Raw genomic sequence first — 20,526 nt, forward strand, 5'->3', positions numbered from 1 at the left:
ATCACATTCGCCAAATTATCCCTCTTCCCTCTCTTTTATTAAAAATTTAATAAAAAAATGCGATTCCCCTCATGGTAGAATCGCACCTTTACAATGGTAAAATGACCTCAAATCTTGTACCGACATTCAATGTACTGTTAACATTTATTTTACCTTGATGTTTTTCAACGATTGTTCTTACAATAGATAAACCTAACCCCGAACCACCTAACTCACGAGCTCGGGAATGATCGACACGGTAAAATGGCTCAAAAATATAATGTAGCTGATCTTTTGGTATCCCTATTCCTGAATCTTCAATTGAAATATGAGTAGCTCCATTTTTAACACGCCCTCGAACTTCAATCATTCCATTTTTATGATTGTACTTAATTGCATTTTCAATCATATTATAAAAAACTCTATAGAGTAATGTTTGATTTCCCTTTATTGTTTCAACATCAATATTGACAGAAATAGTAATGTTTTTTTCTAAACATAAAGACTGTAATTCCTGTGTTATCGTGTCAAGCATTGTTCTAAGCTCAATATCATCTGTAAAATGTTCCGTTTGTTCATAGGCTAATGCTAAAAGATCATTTACCACTTGGATGAGCCTTTGTGTACCTTCCTCTGTCACCTCTAGCGTTTCCTTATAATCTTCTACTGTCGGAGATTTTTCTAGTTTTAAAACCTGGATACCTGCCATCATTGTTGTTAGTGGCGTTCTCAATTCATGTGCTGCATTTGCGGCAAAGCCCTTTTGGTAAAGAAACGATTTTTCCAAGCGATCTAGCATGTGATTAAATGAAACTGTAAGATCCCCCATTTCATCTTTAGTAGAAATATGTTCAATACGTTGAGATAAATTATGTTCGCTTATATTTCCGATTTTTTGCCTAAGATCATGAACTGGCTTTAAAGCCCGACCAGCCACTACATAAATCGAAGCTATCCCTGCTACAATAATAATTAACATCCAAATGACACTCTGATTGATAAATTTCTTTTTCGCCTCTCTTACATCCGTAATCTTTATCTGAGCAACGATATCCTGATTCATCTTGGTTTCTACTGCCGACTCATCCATGATTTCCTTGTGAAGACTATTTTCTTGATTGAGTAGCGATGACGTAATAGGTTGAACGATTTTCTCTTCAGCACTATAAATCGATAATAGCGTTAGTAAAATGGTAACCACTATAAAAATACAGCCAGTTAAAAGTGTTAGTCTCATTCTTAATGATAAGTTATTCATGGGAACCTCTATCATTTTCTGTAATGATATAACCTTGTCCTCGGATTGTCTGAATCACTTCTATTTCCCCCAAAACATCTGCTATTTTTTTCCGTAATGAATGGATATGGAACTTGAGTGAATTTGAAAATAAATCCGTTTCACTGTCCCATACATGCTCTATCAACTCCTCTGAACTAATTACTTTATTTTGATGTAGCATGAGATATTCTAAAATAGCATATTCCTTTTTGGTAACATGTATCATCTCACCATCCACTAAAACTATTTTCTTTGAGCTATCAAGTGTTATATTTTCAAAAGATATAATGGCACTTTTTTGACTAAAAGACCGCCTTAATAAGTTGCGTATACGCGCATCCAACTCTTGAAAATCAAAGGGCTTTATTAAATAATCATTGGCTCCACAATCAAGACCCATTATTTTATCATGAATAGCTGAACGTGCTGAAAGGATAAGTATTTTCACATCCTCGTTCTGAACTCGAATCTGCTCTAACACCTCTATGCCATCCATTTTGGGTAGGTTTAAATCCAATATAATAAGGTCATATTCATTGATTTCGAATAATTCTAATGCTTCCTTACCATCAAAAGCTGTATCAACGGCATAGCCAGATTTCTTTAACCCTTTAGAGATGATCCTGGATAAGACAGCCTCATCTTCGACCAATAAAAGTTTCATTCGTTCTATCCACCTTTAAAAATCAGACTTTTTTAACGAACCGTTAGTTTCATAAATTTTCTAACAAACACGTTCTACTCCTTTGTCCTAGAATAGCCTACTTGAATTAGCTTTTAAAATAATTTAAATTAACTAACACTTGTCTCTTTTACCTTTACATAGTAAGAAGCTTGTTTTGAAAAATCAAAACAAGCTTCTTTTCATTACTTATCCTTTTCCCCGCCATCAACTATTGTAGTTGTCATCATCACAGCACCCTCAGGAATAGCTGGCATTTTACCAGGTTCAAATGTTTTTACGCTCACTTTTACTGATTCTTTTTCATCTACTTTTGTTTTTTTCATTAACAAGCCTTTATGAACCTCCTTTTTCTCTCCAGGCTTAAGTATCTTCATATCAGCCTTGATTGATTGTGCCCCTTTTTCATTCTCATCATTTGAAGAAGCTAATGCAGAAAATGAAAAACCACTTGTTAATAACCCTAATGCTAGTGTTCCTACCCCTAATGCTCTTAATTTCATAAATATCCCTCCAAGAAAATGATTTGTAACAATAGTTACAGACCAAGTATATCGATTGCTAGGTTAGAGGAAGGTTAGATTATATAATAATTGATGATTTTCTTATACATTCCTATAATGTTCAAAATTTCGCTGACATATCTGTTTTGAATATCGATCATCATTCCTTTTTATAGTATATTTACGCTTTTATATACTCTTCTTATGAACATAAATTCAATAAAAAAAGTACGATTCTTCTGCTGAAAGAATCGCACCTTTACATTTAAAATATCTTATTATTTTTTATTGTGAGGTGTATGTCTGCTACATTTTCGATAAAATTTTTATCATGGGTCACGAAGATTACGGTCCCCTCATAAGCCGTTATAAATTGCTCTAGCGCTTCTAATGCTTGAATATCTAAGAAGTTGGTTGGCTCATCCAATAACAGTATATTATAGTTTCCCAAAAACAGATAACATAGCTGGAGGCGTATTGCTTCCCCACCGCTTAATGAGTTCACACTCTTTTGTATATCAGTTCCTACAAATTGCATGGAACTTAAAATATTTCTTAAAAAGCCTTCATCGTAATCAGCGCGATTTTTTAAAAATTGGAGAACTGTTTCCTCACTTTTAAATTGATAGCTCATTTGATTAAAATAGCCGACTTTAGCCTTAGGAGAAATGGTCAATCCCTCCCCATTAGTTGCAATATATCGTAATAATGTACTCTTTCCGCAACCATTACTACCTGTAAGCACAATTTTTTTACCCAATGGTATTTGGAAGTTTACTTCTTCCAATAGTGCTTTTCCCGGAACGTGTAACGTGAATTGATCTGCCATAATCGGAAATTTATTGTGCAGTTCTAAAGCTTTCGATTGTCGAAAAACTATTTTTCTGTCTACCTGCACCGCATCTACTTTCTGAAGCTTCTCTATTCGCTGTTCTATTGCCTTGGCTGCCCGTTGTACGTTTTTTTGACTTGTACCTTTGGACTTTGTCATAAACGTAAGGTTCGGTTTTGCATGAGCTTCTCTTTTTGACATGTTACCTGCTTGGGTAATTTTTTCAGCCTTTTTCATTTTATCTTCAGCAGATTTTTCAAGACGACTTCTTTCTTTCAAGTACAAGTCATGCGCCTGACGTTGTTGATCTCGCTCCAGCTGCTTTTGCCAAGCATAATTACTATAATTGCCCGAATAAATGTTTACTGTGCCCCCATCAATCTCCCAAATTGTTGTGACCAATTCATCCAGAACCGCTCGATCATGGCTAATTAGTACGAGCGCACCATAGTAATAACGCAATTCATCCACTAGAAATGAAATACCCTCTTGATCTAAATGTGTCGTTGGCTCATCAATGAGCAGTGCCTCCTTATAATAGGAGAATAATTGAGCTAACTTTAATCTCGTTTGCTCTCCACCACTTAGTCCCTCAGAATTTGATGGAATAGCTAATTTCCCTAATAACTGTCCCTCCGCCTCTACGAGCATTGGTGCTTCCATTTGTTCAAAATAACCGAAATGTACATGACTTTTTACTATCCCACTTGTGGGCTGAATCTTGCTAGCCAGTATCTTCATTAATGTACTTTTCCCAGCGCCATTTTTCCCAACGATACCGATACGATCAAATTGGTGAATGGCCAATTTTTCAATGTTTAAAATCTCTTTATCTAAATAACTTACAATTAGGCGATCTAATTCAAAGCAAACTTTTTCCATACGACTACCTCCCGAAATTGAATCATTTCGTATCGATAGCTATGGTACCGATACGAGCTTTTAGTTCAAGCTCGTATCAAAAGAATAATAGCATATGCATGATCTATTCCTCCTTATTGGATAAAGCAACCAATCACAGACAATTTGCCTGTAATCCAAGTAACTAGAATATATTTAGAGATTATGTCTCTACATAAAGGCGTGAGCTATTCTATTTCTTGTATGATAGAAGATGATTAAAAAAGGACAGACTATCTCGTATACTCTGGCTTCACAAACCGTTTTGACCCTATTCAGTTATTGGCTTAAATCAGGGCAACGTCGCCTCATCGAATATGTCATTTTTTAATAACCCTCCCAAAAAGTGTTATGACTATTATAAATATTTTTTCTAATTAGTCAAGGTCTTCCAGACTAAAGACGTGTAAAAAAAGGACGATATATCCTAAATGAACATTACAAAAAAAGTATATCATTTGGTGAAAACCTGATATAGTATGGATTTAAGAAAAAATCTAATTTGATATGGTGGTGTTATGTGAATGAAAAAATACGTAATGGATATTTTAATGATTATGCTTGGATCACTGCTCTTTGCCCTGGCAGTTAACTTATTTGTTATTCCGAATGATTTGGGTGAAGGTGGCGTAACGGGTTTAACGATTATAGCCTATTATCTTTTCGGATGGTCTCCGAGTATTGTCAGCTTTATTATGAATGCAGCTTTACTAATAGTTGGCTATAAATTTCTAAATAGACAAACAACAATTTATACGATTATTGCCGTCTCATTCCATTCTTTATTCTTACATTTAACGGAATCTTGGTCGATTTCCTCAAATGAAATTATCGTTAATACGATTTTTGGTGGAGTATTTGCTGGGGTCGGTATTGGTTTAATTATTCGAGTTGGAGGTACAACTGCTGGTTCTACGATTTTAGCTAGAATCACCAACAAATACCTTGGTTGGAGTATTAGCTATGGACTTTTATTCTTTGATTTAATCGTTGCTTTTTCATCTTATTTTATCATCGGTGCAGAGGCATTAATGTTAACGATAATCATGCTTTATGTTGGTACAAAGGTGATGGAGTTCGTTATCGAAGGAGTTAATCCTAAAAAAGCAATTACAATCATCTCTAAAAAACCTGAAGACATTGCTGGACAGGTAACTGCTTACATGAACCGTGGCGTTACGGTACTTTCTGGTCATGGCTATTATACAAAGGAACAAAAAGAAATTTTATATATCGTCATTAGTAAGCAAGAAGTTGTAAAGCTCAAAAAAATAGTTAAAGAAGTCGACAAGGATGCCTTTATTGCCATTCATGATGTAAGGGATGTTTTTGGAGAAGGCTTTATTGAATTAGCAAAATCATAAGATAGTCAAAACACCTTTTGGATGTGACAACAAAAAGGTGTTTTTTCTATTTATCTATTATCAATTTGTAAGGAGCTATCAATTATGCTATCTAATAGGGCAGAATAGCTTATTCCAGCGGCAAGGGCGCTTTTGGGTAGCAGGCTATTTTGGGTCATGCCAGGTAATGTATTAACCTCCAACACATAGGGAACGCCCTCTTTAATTAACATATCTACTCTAGCATACACACTACATTTTAAAGACTTATAGCTGGTCATCGCAGCCTTTGCCACACGGTCATGAATAGCAAGTGGGAGTTCCACAGGCTCCTCTATTGTTGAAGCATCATCATATTTCGCCTGGTAATCAAAAAATACTGCCGTATGTTTGATTGAGAGGACTGGTAATAGCTTATCATTGAGGATTGGGCATGTAATTTCGTCACCAATCATGTACTGCTCAATAATGATTTCGTTATCCCACTTAAATACCTCTGAAACAGCTGCCAATAAGGCATTTCGATCATGGACAATTTGAACACCTACACTAGAGCCACCAGCATTTGGTTTAACAACAAGCGGATAACCTATCAGCTCTATGTCCTGTAATGGTAGCACCTCTCCCCTTATGAGATGCATCCAATCTGGTGTTGCGATCCCTTCATAGCGCAGTATTTTTTTGGCCATATTTTTATCCATGCACAAACTACTTGCTAGAAGACCGCTTCCTGTATAAGGGATACCCAATGTTTCTAACACACCTTGAATCGTGCCATCCTCCCCAAACTTACCGTGTAATGCTAATAAAGCTACATCGATACCTTGCACTTTTTCTATTACCTCTTGATGGTCTTCCAATAAGATTTCAACAACATCGTATTTTTGTTTATTTAAATGAGCAACCATTTCCTTCCCTGTCATCATCGAGACCTGCTTTTCAGAGGAGGTGCCACCCATGATTACGCCAACTCGCATTTTTTCAACCCCTTCTATCATTTCTTAATGTATCACCGATAATTTGAATACCCCGAACAATATCTTCTTCTGATAACCGTGAAAACCCTAGGCGAAATGTGTTTCTACCAAGTCCATTTGTGTAAAATACATCTCCTGGATAAAACACCACGCCTTTGTCATAACATTTTTCTAATAATTCGCGAGCATCAATGCCCTCTTCTAGTTCAATAAAGAGATGAAGTCCTCCATCCCCTCTGATTTTGCAAAAAGGGATATATTGCATAGAGGCTTGACGAGCAAGCTCATATTTTTTCTTGTAAACGGATCTTGCTTTCTTTAAATATTTTTCAAAATAACCATCCTGTAAATATTGATATAACACTGCCTGATCCAATGTCGATGTATGAATTGTTCGCGCTCTTTTCATGCTTTCTAGGCTAGCAATTAACGCCTTATCTGCTAAAATCCAGCCAACACGTAAACCTGGGAAAAGAATTTTAGAAAAGCTGCCAATGTAGACAATGTTATTACCTGACCCACTAAAAGCGATGAGTGGCGCCAAATGAGAGCTTGAATACCTTAATTCCTCATTAAAGCCATCTTCTACAATAGGTATTTCAAAGTTGGAAAATAGCTGAAAGATAGCATTCCTCTTCTCAGAAGAAGTGACAATGCCTGTTGGATTATGATAGGACGGAATAAGATAGGCAAAATCATAATCCATTTTGGCTAACGTTTTTTCCACCTGCCCCATGTCAATCCCATCATCTCTCATATCAATGCCATGTATATCTAGCCCATGTAAACGAAAAAGCTTCAATGCTGCGTGGTGTGTAGGATTTTCACATAGTACACGCCCAGATTTTTTGGCTATTGAGGATAATAAAATATCTAATCCCTCCGTAAAGCCGTTAGTAATTAAAATATCTTTATTAGAAATATCTACGCCCTTCATTTCCATATAATGAAGGAGATAATCGATTAAAGGCTTATACCCTTTTGCATAGCCATAATTCAGCACAATATCGCCTTCAAGAGACATCCGTGTAAGAAAAGCCCTTTTAAAATTTTCCACATCAAAAAGCTTTTCTTCTGGAGCAATGCTGGTAAAGGAGATCATTCCTTTTTGCCACTTTATATCTTGTCGTACTAAATCGATTTCATCAGCTAATAAAGTTGCAGTATTAAGCCTATTCTTCCAATCAAGTTCGATAGTGGACGTTTTCAAAGTAGTAACCTTACCTACAAAGTTGCCTTTTCCCTTCACTGCATAAATGATGCCATCCTGCTCTAGCTCGGCATATGCATTTAACACTGTATTTCTGCTAACTGCTAATAGCTTACTAAGTTCACGGGTAGATGGAAGCTTTTGATGTTCTAACAGATGCCCTTTGACAATCATGTCTTGAACATAATCCTTCAATTGCACATAAACAGGACGATCATCCACCATCTTAAAATCATTAAACAATCCCTGACCCCCTTGCTTCATTCTTGCACAACGAGAGCGAACTCAAAAGGTCCACTCATCATGTAATTTCCTATTATAGTGGTTGTTCTTCTTTCTATCTTATTTCAAAAATGTCAACCGTATCAAACGTGATAACGATCTTTTACACTGTTAACATGATAAGGGACATAGTGATTGATTTAAAAATGATTCGCCTAGACGAAAAGACATTAACCTTCCTTCATGGTCCATTAGGTCAACAATGGACCATTCCCAATAGGAATATATTTTCTTTTTATATGTTATAGTGTATTAATGGATATTTTTTCTATAATATGGAGGTGCACGAAATTGGAAGACATTTTAACGATTACAAATTTAACGAAAAGTTATGGAAATAAGGAAATATTAAAAGGTGTAAACCTTCATGCAACTAGAGGAGAAATTATCGGATATATTGGTCCTAATGGTGCTGGCAAAAGCACGACTGTTAAAATTATTTTGGGACTTGAAGGTGATTATGGCGGTGAAATTAAGCTCTTTGGCAAAAGTATTGGGCAAGATCAAATAGACTATAAGCGGAGAATTGGTTACGTTCCAGAAATTGCGGATGTGTATGACAATTTGACAGGCTATGAATATTTAACCTTTATCGGTCAGTTATATGGGCTAGAGCTAGAGGAAGCAGCTAACAAATCGAAATCGCTCATGGAATTGTTTGGAGTGGGTGAGGCATACCATTCTAGAATTTCCTCGTATTCGAAGGGCATGCGACAAAAACTATTAATCATTGCTAGTCTTATACATAATCCAGACTTACTATTTTTAGATGAACCGATCAATGGTTTAGATGCAAACAGTGTAATGATTTTTAAAGAGATTTTAACACAGCTTGCAGCCAATGGAAAAACAATATTTTACTCATCTCATATTATGGATGTCGTGGAAAAGATCAGTAGTCGCATCATCCTGCTATATGATGGCAACATAGCAGCGGACGGTACATTTGCGCAATTACAAGCCGGTAACACTGAGGGAACGCTAGAAAGGATCTTTAATCAATTAACAGGATTTCATGAGCATCAGGAGATTGGTGAGAAATTTGTATCCATCGTTCGAGGAGTACAATCATGACCGATTTTAAAACACTCCAATTGCTTGATTTATTCCGCTGGCTCTTTGTAAAAATGGGCATTGATTATGACCTAATGAGAAAAATTCTTCATATCAAATTAACGATGGATGAACGTAAAGTACCCACACTATTTAACCAGAACAAAAAGAAGGACAATCAAAAATATGGCTATATTAAATCGCTATGGATTTATGTTTTATTCGGCCTTATTCTTATTCCACTCATGGGGTTTGGTCAAAATTTTCTATTTCAAATGAGCATTGCGTTTGCCATGATCATTTTTTTAATTATGACTTCATTGATTTCTGACTTTTCCTCAGTACTATTAGATGTACGAGATAAAAGTATACTATCAACTAAGCCGATTTCTGCTAGAACCATTAACGCTGCAAAATTTATGCATATTTTCATTTACTTATTCTATTTAACGATTGCCTTAACAGGTATCCCTTTACTTGTCAGCCTTTTTACGCAAGGAATTGTATTTTTCCTTTTAACCGTTCTAGAGATTATATTAATTAATTTGTTTATTGTAGCGATCACTGCCATTTTATATATTGCCATTTTACGCTTCTTTGATGGTGAAAAGCTGAAGGATATGATTAACTATGTACAAATTGCCTTGTCGTTAATGCTCATGATCGGCTATCAGGTTCTCATTCGATCCTTTGAATTCGTTGATTTGGATATGACAGTGTCATTTCATTGGTGGAGTCTCTTCCTAATACCCATGTGGTTCGCAGCGCCCTTTGACTTATTACTAAATGGTGATACTTCTTTATTAACAATACTATACAGCATCTTTGCCGTAATCATACCGATACTTTCGATTGGCTTATATATTAAACTCATTCCAACCTTTGAACGTAACCTTCAAAAATTATTAAGTACAAGTAAATCAAAAAAAGAGAAGCACAATCGACTGAAGACGTATTTATTAGCAATGCTATGTAGAACACATGAAGAAAGAGCATTCTTTCGTTTCGCCTCTCTTATGATGAAACAAGAACGAGAGTTTAAGCTCAAAGTTTACCCTTCATTAGGTTTTTCATTTATTATCCCATTTATTTTTATATTTACCTTTAGCAGATCCGAAAAGATTGATTACGCTACTAGTATGAGCTACTTAAATATTTATTTTAGTATGATGATTATTCCAGCTGCAGTACTTTTACTTGGTCATTCGGCTAAATATAAAGCTGCGTGGATTTATAAGATACTTCCATTAAAAGATTATACGAATTTACAAAAAGGCAGTTTAAAGGCTTTTTTAATCAAATTGTATGTCCCACTATTTTTAGTACTAAGTTTGGTCTTTAGCTATATTTACGGTATTCGAATTATCCCAGATCTACTAGTAGTTTTAGTGACAAGCTGGTTATATACACTATTTTGTTTCTTGATGATGAGCAATAAAATACCTTTTACCAAACCATATGATGAGGTTGGAGATGCTCAAGGCTGGAAAACTGTTTTATTGTTTATCCCTTTAGCTATGCTGGCAGGTCTCCACTATTTAATTGTTAGTCAAGCGGCATTCGGACCGACTATTTATTTCATAGTGCTTTTTTTCATCAACATGCTAGTATGGAAGTTAGCTTTCAAATGACAAAAACGGCTCGAGTCCCACCTTATATGGGACCGGCCGTTTTCTTTTAAAATGCCTTGCGCTTATATATCCTTACCGAGAGCATCCATGAGCCTATATATATTAGAACGATTAGTAATGAGACAATAAGGTATAGTTGTATTTCCTGTACAGTCATGAAATTTTGCACAACAGTTGTTATTTGTTTATTTAAGTTAGGGACAAAATAATTGATGATCACCATATAAACACCCAATAACCCCATAATAGCAATAGTTAAATACTTTGTTTTAAATTTATAGGAAATCGGCAGGATAAAAGAAATGACAATCATAACGAGGCCCATAATCAGCAATATTTCTTTCCACAATACAGCTACCTGTTTCCCATTTAAAAGAAAGTCGAACAAATACGTATAACACATAAAAAGCCCTGTAAAAATTAAAGCTCCAATATATTTTGAACTAACAATTTCTCTCCTTGTATAAGGTAATGAATTGAGTAAAATATTAGCATTATCTTTTTCATCATTCGAAAAAGCACTTAAAACAAATACGATACTATATATAAATACTATATATACTGATGGAACATTGACCATTAAATAAAGAATAATCGTTGCTATGTAAATGATTAGAATGTTTTTTTGAATTAATATATCTTTTAGAATAAGATTCAACATATCCTTACCATCCTTTCTTTGTATAATACATAATGTCTTCAAGCGTAGGCTTTTCAATCACAACTGTATCGCCAAATATAGTAGCTACCCGATGTTTATTGGTTGTTAATGCTTCAAAACCCCTGTTTGTTTTACGAAGGGAGACGAATTCCTGCTCCGTTTCACGATCTAATAAATCCAAGGTTCCTTTAACAATAGCGTATTCCTCTTGAATTTTGTAAAACTCCTTTGTAAAAATATGCTCGCCATTATGAATAAACGTTATATAATCTGCGATACGATCTAAATCTGTAGTAATATGTGTGGAGAAAAATATAGTTTTGTCCTCATCTTGCATTAACTCATGTAAAATATTGAGTAATTCTCTGCGAAAAATAGGGTCAAGGCCAGATGTTGGTTCATCCATTATGATTAACTCAGCGTGATGTGCTAACGCGATGGCTAATGATGCTTTCATTTTCATCCCTTTCGAAAAGGTCTTCATATTTTTGTTCAAGGGCAACTCAAACTGTTCCACATAATGCTGAAATGCCTCATCATCCCATCTTTTATAGGCAGGTTTAATAATCCTTTTCATATCCTTGAGTGTGATATTTTCATAAAATATATTCTCATCATAAACAAAACCGATACGTTCCTTTATTTCCTTTTCGTGTTTATCATAATTTTTACCAAAAATAGAAATAGTCCCACTATCCTGCTGCAATAAATTCATAATCATTTTAATGGTCGTTGATTTTCCTGCACCATTTCCTCCAATAAACCCTGTAACAAACCCTTTTTTAACGTGGATTGAAAAATCCTTTATTTGAAAACCATTAAAGGACTTTTGTATATGCTGTAATTCAATAACATTTTCCATTTATTCATCCTCCGTATACAATAAAGTAAGCATAGCCTTTAACTCCGCCAAACTAATATCCATTTCCTTCGCATTTTGAATCGCCACCAACAGTTTTTCCTCAATGGCCTTCATTTTTCTTTCCTCCATCATTTCTGAATTTTGTTCAGAGATGAATGAGCCTTTCCCAACAATAGAGTAAATATAGCCATTTTTTTCAAGCTCCTCATATGCCCGCTTCGTCGTAATGACACTAATCTCTAAATCTTTTGCAAGTTGGCGCATAGAAGGTAATGGCTGACCTTCTTGTAATTGCCCTGTTAGAATAAGCTTTTTAATCTGTGCATAGATCTGCTCATAAATAGGCTCTTTAGAACTGTTCGAAATAATAATTTGCATGCAAATCCCTCTTCTTGAAATATTGTATATATACTTTATATACAATATATACACATCGATACAAATATGCAAGTAAAATTTTCCTTTTTGTGAAATAAAAATAAAAGCATATAGCCAAATGAATGACTACATGCTTTTACGTTTAAATTGAAAATCAAGTATAGGTGTCTCAATCTGCTTACAGCCATAAGCGTGTCTTTTAAAGTGCGCCTAGTAACCTCATGCTCAGGTAAATAATCTTGTGTACCACGTACATTTTGGTAATCCATTTTTTTCATCACTTTTGCCTCCTCATTTTTTGACAAATAAAAAAACCGTATTCGATAAAGCTCTCCATCAGCTTTATTTATACGATTACATGAGAAAAAGTCTTCCTATTCAATATTAATTAAATAATAAAGATAGCAAGACTACTGACTATGATGATGTTTGGTTGTGTACGATTGGACAAAGTAGATTGTCATATGTATTCCCCCTTTTATGTTTAGGGATACTATAGGCATTTAAATAAGTTAAACATCTAATTATTTACATAATTTCACAGTAGCGCTTTTTTTAACATTTCTAGTGCCTCTAGCACATTCGCCAAATCCTCATCCGATAGCTGCGCTTGATATTTCTCAGTGATTACTTGATTAAAAGCTTCACTTTCCTGTTTATACAGCAACCCTTTTTCACCTAATTCAATTGAAAAGCCACGTTTATCCTTGGCATGCTGCTTTTTTATAATATAGCCATCCTTTTCAAGCTTTGCTATCTGCTGGCTCACGGCACTTTTGGTAATCGTCATTTTCTCGGCTATTTCTGATGGTGAAATGGAAGGATGACGAATCACTAATGCCAAAAGGACCGCTTGCTGATTATTTAAATTGAACTTAGTATAGTCTCTTTCCATTTTCTCAAGAACAATCCAAATATCTTCAATCGTTTGATTAATTTGCTCTGCTACATGATTAGTCTTCATTTTTTTGAGTATCACCTTTTTCACGCCATTTTTTAGGATTAAGATAGCCTTTAAATTTGTTAGCTACTTCTTTCCCGACAAGTAAAGCGCCCAACCAAAATAAGATTTCAGCTACAATGATGCTGCCTGGAATAATACCTGCTTTTACTTTCGTAGGAATAGGTGTGAATGGTGTAATAATTGGAATTAACCACAACGAAAGTGAAAAAATAATAATCCCAATACCCAATTTATAGGCAATGGACTTTTGTTTTTCGATAGAGGGCATACAATGATTCTCCTATTTAATAATTTAGTTAAGTTAACTTAACTATATATTAAATATTATTGTAAGTAAAGCAATTATGGACATAATGAGTAAAAAACCCCATCTATTTGAGTTTTGATTGTCCAAATAGATGGGGTGATTTTCATCCTTATTCTCCTATTCTTAGAGGTATACGGAGTTCTTCATCAGGTTGGAGAGTTGCGTACTTCCAAATATAAATATCAATGTCTTTTTTATTGAAATTATCATACTCGTCTATTATTTTATTATGATCCAAGCGTATGCGCGGTATTCCACCGACTCTTTCATTATTATCCAAGTAATATGTTTGCCCAACTCCACCGAACGATGGATTTGTACTAGAAGACTCCACATAGAAGTAATTGTCTTTCTTATAATATGTCCATGTGATAGGATATCCACCAATACTAGACGTTTTAGTTTGAGGTTTGTCCGATATATTAGTCAGTCGAACTGGTTGACTATCCCCTTCGAACTCATTAACTCGTTCCTTCGCAACAAGCGTTACAGGTTGATTGGCTAAGGCAGTAGCATTCAGACCTACCATTTCAAAATGAAGTTCCGTTCTGTTTGCTTCTAAATTTAATCTTCCTTTTAATAGTGTTCCACCTACATCAAGGTAATAGTCATTGTAAGGCACACGGATGTATGTCTCTTTATCTTTGGATGTAAAAATCAATCGTACTTGAGTCGGGGTCACTTTTATTTCATGGATTTTAGCCCCAACAGCAATTTCATTGTCCAATGGAATATTTAGTACTTGTTTAAATGACCCATTTTCCAAGTGTTTTTTTGATAGGTCCATATTAATATTCCAGGTACTCTCTTTGGTCTCTGTGATGTAATCATAAGTAAGCTGGAATTTTGCGCCTTCAGCCTGTAACACATCCGATTTAAATATTTGCTGACTCAAGTATCTCTCTGTAACTTCCCCTGGAGGGTGGAAACTAAAAGTTTCAGATTTTTGGATGGAATTATCTTTTACATTCATAGCCTCTATAAAAATCCCTTTATCCTGCATATCAGGATCTGTAAATGTAACCGTTGATTGAAGTAGTACTTTCCCTTTTGAATGTTCAAAGGAATGTAAGGTTACACTATCAATGCCATCCTTGTGAATAGGTAAGACTTGAGTATTAAAGTTGTTAGGATCATAGTTGATAGACTGCTTTCCAACATCGATGATTTGAATTCCTTCTATCGTAAAATCAATATTAGTCGTCTGGTCTTTTGCCACCCATTCTGTCTCAAATATACCTTGGAACATACCAAGTTCTTCGTTCCAATCCTGTAAATACACTCCCTCAATAAAGTTCCCCTCTGAATCTTTTAATCCAATCTGATCAAATCTTACATCATTTCCATCCCAAGAGGTGTTAGGTTTCAGGCTATACAGTAAAGAAGTTCTATTATCATCTATAAACGCCGTGTGTACCGTTAACGTAAATCCGTCCTTCGTAATGGATTGCTCAATCGTCTGACCTAAGCCTTGTGCTAATGCCGATTGAATACCAGCTCTATATGAAAGAATGTTTGACCAATCATAATTCAGAGCTGCATAAACTGGCGTGGCCATGAGCGCGACAGCTAGTCCAGCCACCAAAGCGAATTTCTTTCTTCTGCGGGGGCGTTGTTCAATCGTTTCACCTTCAGCCATCTTTAACTCATCTTGTTCAATAGAGCTCCACATTTGTTCAAAGTCAGGGTAGACCATATTATGATCTGCCTTCATCAATTTTTTCAGCTTCTGTTCAGTGCGTTCCAAATTGATTCTCTCCCTTCAACCATAGATTTTGGTTTTGTTCCAGTTTTTTGCGCATTATTTTTAATGCTTTATGCAGCCTCGACTTCACTGTACCTACAGGAATTTTTAACGCTTCTGCGATTTCTACTAACGACAACTCACCGATAAAACGAAGGGTGACAACGGCCATGAGCTTTTCTGGCAGCTGCTTGAGCAATTCCTCCCATTCCTCCCCAGCTACCTTCTCCATGACAATAGTGTCTACGGACTTGACCAATGCCGTATTCTGCTCATGAAGAAGTTGAACCTGACCTTGTTTTTTCAATTGAGCCTGCTTTCTTTTTAACAAGTTTAAGCATTGGTTCATCGCAATGCGCATAATCCAAGCACGTGTATGCTCAATGCTTTTCCAATCCTGACGGAACACGGTGACAAATACATCATGGCAGAGATCCTCTGCATCTTGTGCATTTCTTAGCATGTAGTAACAGGTACGGTATACATCCTTATTGTATGAATCAAATAATTCTCGTTCTGTCAATCTGAGTCACTCCTTTCTGACTGTTCTACTTTATAAACAAATGACTATTAGAAATGGTTCATCTTTTTTAGAACTTTCTTGTTATGTAATTCAATTAACCTCACAATAAAAACAGGTAGCAATAGTGTTTATGATAGGATATCTAAAACCCTCTGTTTTTTAGCTTTAGATTATATCATTGGGTTAGGATATTATGGGTGCAACTAAAAAAAAGGCAACCCTAGCTAAATTCATAGCTTTGGGTAGCCTTTTCAAATTTTATTGATAAAACGGCTTTACCTTGTATCCGTTTTTCTCCAAATGATAACGAATATTTTTATCTACTAGGAAATGTCCTGATCCCACAACAACGAAGTACGTCCCTTTTTTCTCTTCCAGTACATTCATGATCTTCTTGGCCATTTGCTCATCACGTAAACCGAAAAGCATTTCATTGAACTCAGATGATGTACCCTCCATTGCTTGGAAGCTTTTTGCGAATTCTTCAACATTCCCTTGCTGCCAGCTTGTAAACCATTCTTGAAGCATTTCGGATTGATTTTCTTCAGATGGATTTATGATATTATCCAACACAGCAACTAGTGATTCCTCCTGTGCCTCTGGGGATAATGCTTCAAACATATCAACCTGTGCTCTTGTACCTTCTAATTCAATCACTGGCTTTTGCTGTAACTGTGCGTTCAATAAAAAGTATATATCAATCCCATGCATTGCCATTTCTTGTGGTGTCATTCCAAAGGAATCGTCCATTGCCAGCATTGATAATGCGTTAGAAAGCATCCATGGCTTTTGCACTGTCAGTTCCTCCATTGGAAGATTGTAAAGCTTAGCGACTTGTTCAAGCTTCGCGTATGTTTCTGGTGCAACCGTATCTTTTAGTGTTTTACCATCTGTATACATTGCTTTTTCTGCATAGTATTCGAGTGCTTTCGTATCCAAGATATTCGCCTCTACTAATAGCGCATCCGATTCATTGAATGCCTTTACTAGCTTTTTATTAAATGGATATAAGTCTGGTGTTCCTAGATGAATAGAACCTAGTAAATATACAAGTGTATCCTCATCCTCGACAACCCAAGCTACTCCGTTCGAACCTTGCTCTGCAAGCGCATATGTACTCTGAATGAAACGCACAGCTAATATAACAGCTTGTTGTGTCGTTGCCTTGTTCTCCAGTTGCAATCCGTTTGAAGAGCCTTGTAAAATATTATGCTCTTTCATAAATTGAATAGGATCTTTACCCACAGATAAATCATAGCGCGCTACAATATTATATAAACGTTTTACAATATCCCCACGTGTGTTATCGTTCTTCACACTCACTGGTTTATATTGTTTGTTTTCTTCTAAGCCTAGAGATGCAATTTTCTTTTCTGTTAAAGCTAGTAGTTCATTTACTTTATCTACCGGAATTTCTTGAAGGAAACCATCAAAATACCATTCCATTGGGTAGATTCCGTATTTTTCACCCTCATTTAATGTTGATATTGCCCACTCACTAATTGACGGTGTTAGAGGCAGTGACTGCTCCTCCGCATGAATCACAGGTACAACCGTTGTTAGCATCAATGAAGCACCAAGCAAAATAGCGCTTGTACGTTTCATGATCTTTTTTATCATAAGATTTTCTCTCCCTTTTCTTCTTCCTTAACTACAACGTTTGAAATTATACCATAAATATACCAACTATTTTATATGTAAATGTGAAAATATTTACAAAAATGTATGGACTCTTAATTATGTCGCTATAGTTATTCAAGATCAATGTTAAACAATATTCACCCCATTAAATAAGACGATGACACACATTCTTGTCATCGCCTTTAAATTAAAGCTTATTGCGTAAATTTAGGGTCTAATATACCAAGGCCACTGCCTTCCATTTCAAACTTCACTTTTGAAGCACCGTCTAAATTAACATTAACCTTTACCTTTTCTTTTATTGATCCACTATCATAGATCAATTTATTATCCGCGTAAATTTTCATATAGCCTATGCCGAATGAGCCCGCTGCTAGCTTTTTAACAGGCGTTAGAGATGTTTCAAATGTCTTATACTTTCCATTAACTAAGTATTCAACTGTATGATCTTGTACAGCCCCTCCACCGTGGAAACCTCCTAGTTGATAGGATTGTTCAAACTTTTCTCCAGTACTAATAACAATAGAGCTCGGGTTATGGAAGAAGTGATCTTCATCACTCCCAATAGGTTTTACATCTTTTAAAGAGATGAATTTAGGAACATCACCAATATAAACGGATTTTGATTTGCCATCCCATGTCACATTTTTTCCTAATGATTCAGCAATAAATCGCATCGGAACATAGGTAGTTCCTTCATAAATAAAGCCAGATTGACCCTCTTGTGGCTTTTTTTCCACCTTATCTACATAGTAATGAATCGTATCTTGATAAACATTTATTTTTTTCAAACTGCTTGCTGCGTCTGTTGTTGAAAGGTAGGTGAAGGTTAAACCTCCTAATATAAAAAAGCCTAAATAACTTGTTATGATAAGTAGTTTTTTCATATAGTACACTCCTTAATATATTTATATGTAATTATACCAAAAATTACATACTATATTCCAAGATATTGTTCAAAATAGAAAAAACCTGTTTATCACCTCTTTGGTCATAAGCAATTCTTATTCTACATCATTAAATTTGCCTTTTAAATGAAGCCTAAGGTTACTAGGCTATATTTGTTTAATCTCACAGACTTTTGTTTATGAAATTGAAGCTTTTCCCTTTTAATAGTATCAGTATCTGAACATTTCTTAAACCCGTATGCATTTTTTCATTTAGTTACGGACTTAAGCTAAAATGTGTCCTCCTTCTACATGAAGAATGGTTCCGGTCACGAAACTATTTTTTAGTAAGTATAATACGCTTTGTGCAACATCTTCAGCCCTCCCTATACGTTTCACTGGAAGTTTGTTTTCAACAGAAGCATAGAAATTATTACGTACTTCTTCTGGCATTTTATTACGAGAAGGTGTATCAATGATACCTGGTGAAATAATATTCACTCGAATCGGAGCAAGTTCTAATGCCAAAGTTTGACCCAGATTTGAAACAGCTGCATTGACTGCACCTAGATTTGCTGAACCAATCATAGACTTATAGGCTACAACCCCAGAAAACAAAGTAATGGAACCGTTTGGTAAAATGTTTAACGCGCCGTATTTAGCTGCATAATACTGCCCCCAAAATTTGTTTTCAAACAACTGTCGAGCTTGAGCTGTACTTGTTTGGAGAAATGAGCCACCGGATGTTTCTGCTGCGCTTACTACGAGATGATCGAACGGACCAACTTTTTCAAAGAAAGACACAACTTGCTGTTCTTGTGTTGTATCTAGTATGTAAGCTATAGCCTTCGCCCCCAATTGCTCTTTTGCATTCCGTAATTTATCTTCAGATCGGCTTGCAATGATTACTTCAGCACCTTCGGCTATTAGTTGTTTCGCAGATTCCAAGCCAATTCCTGAGCTCCCACCAATAATGACAATCTTTTTATCTTTTAACATGTTTTTACCCCCTATATTTACCAATGGTAAATTAAACATTTAATTTCTCTTGCATGTGTATATCAAGCATTAATTTTCAATGGGTATCAGAAGTCTCATTAAGATCACCTCTTCAATCCAGCCACAACGCTATTATATATACAGTAACTTCATTTATGGAAGTAGTGATATTTATTATATAAAGTTTCTAAAAGGATACTATTGTGGTAGTATAGGGTGAATTAGATAAAGAAATTTTAGGAGGCTGCTTCTGATGAATGTGATTGAGCCAGTCGTGTTGACCAAAGGAACTCCAGGTGAGACTTGTCCCATTGCTAAAACGCTGGATGTGATTGGGACTAAATGGACATTTTTGATTATTCGTGATCTGCTTATAGAAGGAACGATGCGCTTTAGTGACCTATTGAAATCAATGGATGGAATTAGCCCGAAAACACTTTCCCTCCGACTTAAGTTGCTAGAGGACCAAGGAATATTAGAAAGAAAGGTATACCCTGAGGTTCCCCCTCGCGTGGAATATACGCTAACAAAAAAGGGAAAAGGCTTGGAAGGGATTTTCATTGAACTAAAAAGATTTGGATTAAATTTATAAAAATAATATTTAAACTGTAAGTAAGGCATACTTTAAAGTTAAGCATTAATTGCTTCTATCATTGTGCAAAATGGACGAAATTCAATGAATAAAGAAGATCAAATACGTGATCTTATTATCCAAACTTCACTAAGTTTATTTAATAAACAAGGTTACAACCAAACTTCTATTCAAGATATTATGACTGCTACGGCATTAAGATATTAAAAAAATGCTTCAGGCATTTTCCGAGAAAGAGACTGATAGGTAATTCCAATAAAAAGAAAATGCTACACCAAGTTAAAACTCGTATAAAGG

The 20,526-nt window shown here is 35.4% G+C and carries 20 protein-coding genes and 1 pseudogene; 5 read left to right on the forward strand and 16 right to left on the reverse strand.

The features are described from left to right. Positions 1-88 precede the first annotated feature (88 nt). From A2J09_RS17600 to A2J09_RS17615, 4 genes are all read right to left on the reverse strand, one after another. Entirely contained in the window at positions 89-1,237 is a 1,149-nt protein-coding gene (locus tag A2J09_RS17600; RefSeq protein WP_036162420.1) for a sensor histidine kinase, read from the reverse strand. Further along, the gene (locus tag A2J09_RS17605; RefSeq protein WP_012295991.1) at positions 1,230-1,922 is read right to left on the reverse strand and encodes a response regulator transcription factor; all 693 of its coding nucleotides are present in this window, start codon (positions 1,920-1,922) and stop codon (positions 1,230-1,232) included. Before A2J09_RS17605 ends, A2J09_RS17600 begins: the two co-directional genes overlap by 8 nt. Before the next feature lie 203 nt (positions 1,923-2,125). After that, positions 2,126-2,443 (reverse strand): hypothetical protein, encoded by a 318-nt coding sequence (locus A2J09_RS17610; protein ID WP_012295992.1) that lies wholly within the window; start codon positions 2,441-2,443, stop codon positions 2,126-2,128. A 265-nt stretch (positions 2,444-2,708) separates the two neighbouring features. Next, positions 2,709-4,157 carry an Msr family ABC-F type ribosomal protection protein gene (locus tag A2J09_RS17615; protein ID WP_012295993.1) on the reverse strand — a complete coding sequence of 483 codons (1,449 nt, stop codon included), beginning with the start codon at positions 4,155-4,157 and terminating at the stop codon, positions 2,709-2,711. 542 nt (positions 4,158-4,699) lie between these two features. Here A2J09_RS17615 and A2J09_RS17620 point away from each other — a divergent pair. Further along, complete coding sequence (locus tag A2J09_RS17620; protein ID WP_012295994.1) at positions 4,700-5,539, forward strand: YitT family protein; 840 nt, start codon at positions 4,700-4,702, stop codon at positions 5,537-5,539. Positions 5,540-5,589: 50 nt separating this feature from the next. Here the strand turns inward: A2J09_RS17620 and A2J09_RS17625 are convergent, their stop codons facing one another. Both A2J09_RS17625 and A2J09_RS17630 read right to left on the reverse strand, forming a co-directional pair. Further along, positions 5,590-6,495, reverse strand: coding sequence for a D-alanine--D-alanine ligase (locus A2J09_RS17625; RefSeq protein WP_036162422.1), 906 nt, complete (start codon positions 6,493-6,495; stop codon positions 5,590-5,592). A 4-nt stretch (positions 6,496-6,499) separates the two neighbouring features. Continuing rightward, the gene (locus A2J09_RS17630; RefSeq protein WP_012295996.1) at positions 6,500-7,969 is read right to left on the reverse strand and encodes a MocR-like pyridoxine biosynthesis transcription factor PdxR; all 1,470 of its coding nucleotides are present in this window, start codon (positions 7,967-7,969) and stop codon (positions 6,500-6,502) included. A 309-nt stretch (positions 7,970-8,278) separates the two neighbouring features. On the opposite strand from A2J09_RS17630, the gene A2J09_RS17635 reads away from it, so the two are divergent. After that, the gene (locus tag A2J09_RS17635; RefSeq protein ID WP_012295997.1) at positions 8,279-9,061 is read left to right on the forward strand and encodes an ABC transporter ATP-binding protein; all 783 of its coding nucleotides are present in this window, start codon (positions 8,279-8,281) and stop codon (positions 9,059-9,061) included. Next, positions 9,058-10,671, forward strand: a complete 1,614-nt coding sequence (locus tag A2J09_RS17640) for a hypothetical protein (protein ID WP_012295998.1) — start codon at positions 9,058-9,060, stop codon at positions 10,669-10,671. The genes A2J09_RS17635 and A2J09_RS17640 overlap by 4 nt, the downstream gene beginning before the upstream one ends. A 46-nt stretch (positions 10,672-10,717) precedes the next feature. Here A2J09_RS17640 and A2J09_RS17645 read toward each other — a convergent pair whose 3' ends face one another. The 10 genes from A2J09_RS17645 to A2J09_RS17695 all read right to left on the reverse strand — a co-directional run bounded on the left by A2J09_RS17645 (position 10,718) and on the right by A2J09_RS17695 (position 19,637). Next, entirely contained in the window at positions 10,718-11,332 is a 615-nt protein-coding gene (locus A2J09_RS17645) for an ABC-2 transporter permease (RefSeq protein ID WP_012295999.1), read from the reverse strand. Between the two features lie 4 nt (positions 11,333-11,336). After that, entirely contained in the window at positions 11,337-12,194 is an 858-nt protein-coding gene (locus tag A2J09_RS17650; protein WP_012296000.1) for an ABC transporter ATP-binding protein, read from the reverse strand. Then, positions 12,195-12,572, reverse strand: coding sequence for a GntR family transcriptional regulator (locus A2J09_RS17655; RefSeq protein WP_012296001.1), 378 nt, complete (start codon positions 12,570-12,572; stop codon positions 12,195-12,197). 538 nt (positions 12,573-13,110) lie between these two features. Further along, positions 13,111-13,536: a MarR family winged helix-turn-helix transcriptional regulator gene (locus tag A2J09_RS17665; RefSeq protein ID WP_012296002.1), complete on the reverse strand. Its 426-nt coding sequence runs from the start codon at positions 13,534-13,536 to the stop codon at positions 13,111-13,113. After that, positions 13,526-13,804 carry a transporter suffix domain-containing protein gene (locus tag A2J09_RS17670; protein WP_012296003.1) on the reverse strand — a complete coding sequence of 93 codons (279 nt, stop codon included), beginning with the start codon at positions 13,802-13,804 and terminating at the stop codon, positions 13,526-13,528. Before A2J09_RS17670 ends, A2J09_RS17665 begins: the two co-directional genes overlap by 11 nt. A 148-nt stretch (positions 13,805-13,952) precedes the next feature. Then, on the reverse strand, positions 13,953-15,590 hold the full coding sequence (locus A2J09_RS17675; protein ID WP_012296004.1) for a DUF4179 domain-containing protein: 1,638 nt from the start codon (positions 15,588-15,590) through the stop codon (positions 13,953-13,955). After that, positions 15,577-16,110, reverse strand: coding sequence for an RNA polymerase sigma factor (locus tag A2J09_RS17680; protein ID WP_031416685.1), 534 nt, complete (start codon positions 16,108-16,110; stop codon positions 15,577-15,579). Before A2J09_RS17680 ends, A2J09_RS17675 begins: the two co-directional genes overlap by 14 nt. A 258-nt stretch (positions 16,111-16,368) precedes the next feature. Continuing rightward, complete coding sequence (locus A2J09_RS17685; RefSeq protein ID WP_012296006.1) at positions 16,369-17,730, reverse strand: TraB/GumN family protein; 1,362 nt, start codon at positions 17,728-17,730, stop codon at positions 16,369-16,371. 215 nt (positions 17,731-17,945) lie between these two features. Continuing rightward, complete coding sequence (locus A2J09_RS17690) at positions 17,946-18,638, reverse strand: stalk domain-containing protein (protein ID WP_012296007.1); 693 nt, start codon at positions 18,636-18,638, stop codon at positions 17,946-17,948. A gap of 285 nt (positions 18,639-18,923) precedes the next feature. Then, positions 18,924-19,637, reverse strand: a complete 714-nt coding sequence (locus A2J09_RS17695) for an SDR family oxidoreductase (RefSeq protein WP_012296008.1) — start codon at positions 19,635-19,637, stop codon at positions 18,924-18,926. Between the two features lie 253 nt (positions 19,638-19,890). Here A2J09_RS17695 and A2J09_RS17700 point away from each other — a divergent pair, with 253 nt between their 5' ends. Both A2J09_RS17700 and A2J09_RS23170 read left to right on the forward strand, forming a co-directional pair. Next, a complete protein-coding gene (locus tag A2J09_RS17700; RefSeq protein WP_012296009.1) occupies positions 19,891-20,229 on the forward strand; it encodes a winged helix-turn-helix transcriptional regulator in 339 nt (112 codons plus the stop codon). Positions 20,230-20,313: 84 nt separating this feature from the next. Beyond that, positions 20,314-20,427, forward strand: a pseudogene (locus tag A2J09_RS23170) (TetR/AcrR family transcriptional regulator); the annotation flags it as partial. Between the last annotated feature and the right edge of the window lie 99 nt (positions 20,428-20,526).

The sequence above is a fragment of the Lysinibacillus sphaericus genome (assembly GCF_001629735.1).
GTDB lineage: Bacteria > Bacillota > Bacilli > Bacillales_A > Planococcaceae > Lysinibacillus > Lysinibacillus pinottii.

Bases quoted from the DNA above. Each gene is read 5' to 3' on its own strand.
- A2J09_RS17690 (WP_012296007.1), bottom strand. From the start codon at position 18,638: ATGAAAAAACTACTTATCATAACAAGTTATTTAGGCTTTTTTATATTA.
- A2J09_RS17685 (WP_012296006.1), bottom strand. From the start codon at position 17,730: ATGATAAAAAAGATCATGAAACGTACAAGCGCTATTTTGCTTGGTGCT.
- A2J09_RS17600 (WP_036162420.1), bottom strand. From the start codon at position 1,237: ATGAATAACTTATCATTAAGAATGAGACTAACACTTTTAACTGGCTGT.
- A2J09_RS17695 (WP_012296008.1), bottom strand. From the start codon at position 19,637: ATGTTAAAAGATAAAAAGATTGTCATTATTGGTGGGAGCTCAGGAATT.
- A2J09_RS17630 (WP_012295996.1), bottom strand. From the start codon at position 7,969: ATGAAGCAAGGGGGTCAGGGATTGTTTAATGATTTTAAGATGGTGGAT.
- A2J09_RS17650 (WP_012296000.1), bottom strand. From the start codon at position 12,194: ATGGAAAATGTTATTGAATTACAGCATATACAAAAGTCCTTTAATGGT.
- A2J09_RS17615 (WP_012295993.1), bottom strand. From the start codon at position 4,157: ATGGAAAAAGTTTGCTTTGAATTAGATCGCCTAATTGTAAGTTATTTA.
- A2J09_RS17620 (WP_012295994.1), top strand. From the start codon at position 4,700: ATGAAAAAATACGTAATGGATATTTTAATGATTATGCTTGGATCACTG.
- A2J09_RS17700 (WP_012296009.1), top strand. From the start codon at position 19,891: ATGAATGTGATTGAGCCAGTCGTGTTGACCAAAGGAACTCCAGGTGAG.
- A2J09_RS17625 (WP_036162422.1), bottom strand. From the start codon at position 6,495: ATGCGAGTTGGCGTAATCATGGGTGGCACCTCCTCTGAAAAGCAGGTC.
- A2J09_RS17605 (WP_012295991.1), bottom strand. From the start codon at position 1,922: ATGAAACTTTTATTGGTCGAAGATGAGGCTGTCTTATCCAGGATCATC.
- A2J09_RS17610 (WP_012295992.1), bottom strand. From the start codon at position 2,443: ATGAAATTAAGAGCATTAGGGGTAGGAACACTAGCATTAGGGTTATTA.
- A2J09_RS17645 (WP_012295999.1), bottom strand. From the start codon at position 11,332: ATGTTGAATCTTATTCTAAAAGATATATTAATTCAAAAAAACATTCTA.
- A2J09_RS17670 (WP_012296003.1), bottom strand. From the start codon at position 13,804: ATGCCCTCTATCGAAAAACAAAAGTCCATTGCCTATAAATTGGGTATT.
- A2J09_RS17665 (WP_012296002.1), bottom strand. From the start codon at position 13,536: ATGAAGACTAATCATGTAGCAGAGCAAATTAATCAAACGATTGAAGAT.
- A2J09_RS17640 (WP_012295998.1), top strand. From the start codon at position 9,058: ATGACCGATTTTAAAACACTCCAATTGCTTGATTTATTCCGCTGGCTC.
- A2J09_RS17655 (WP_012296001.1), bottom strand. From the start codon at position 12,572: ATGCAAATTATTATTTCGAACAGTTCTAAAGAGCCTATTTATGAGCAG.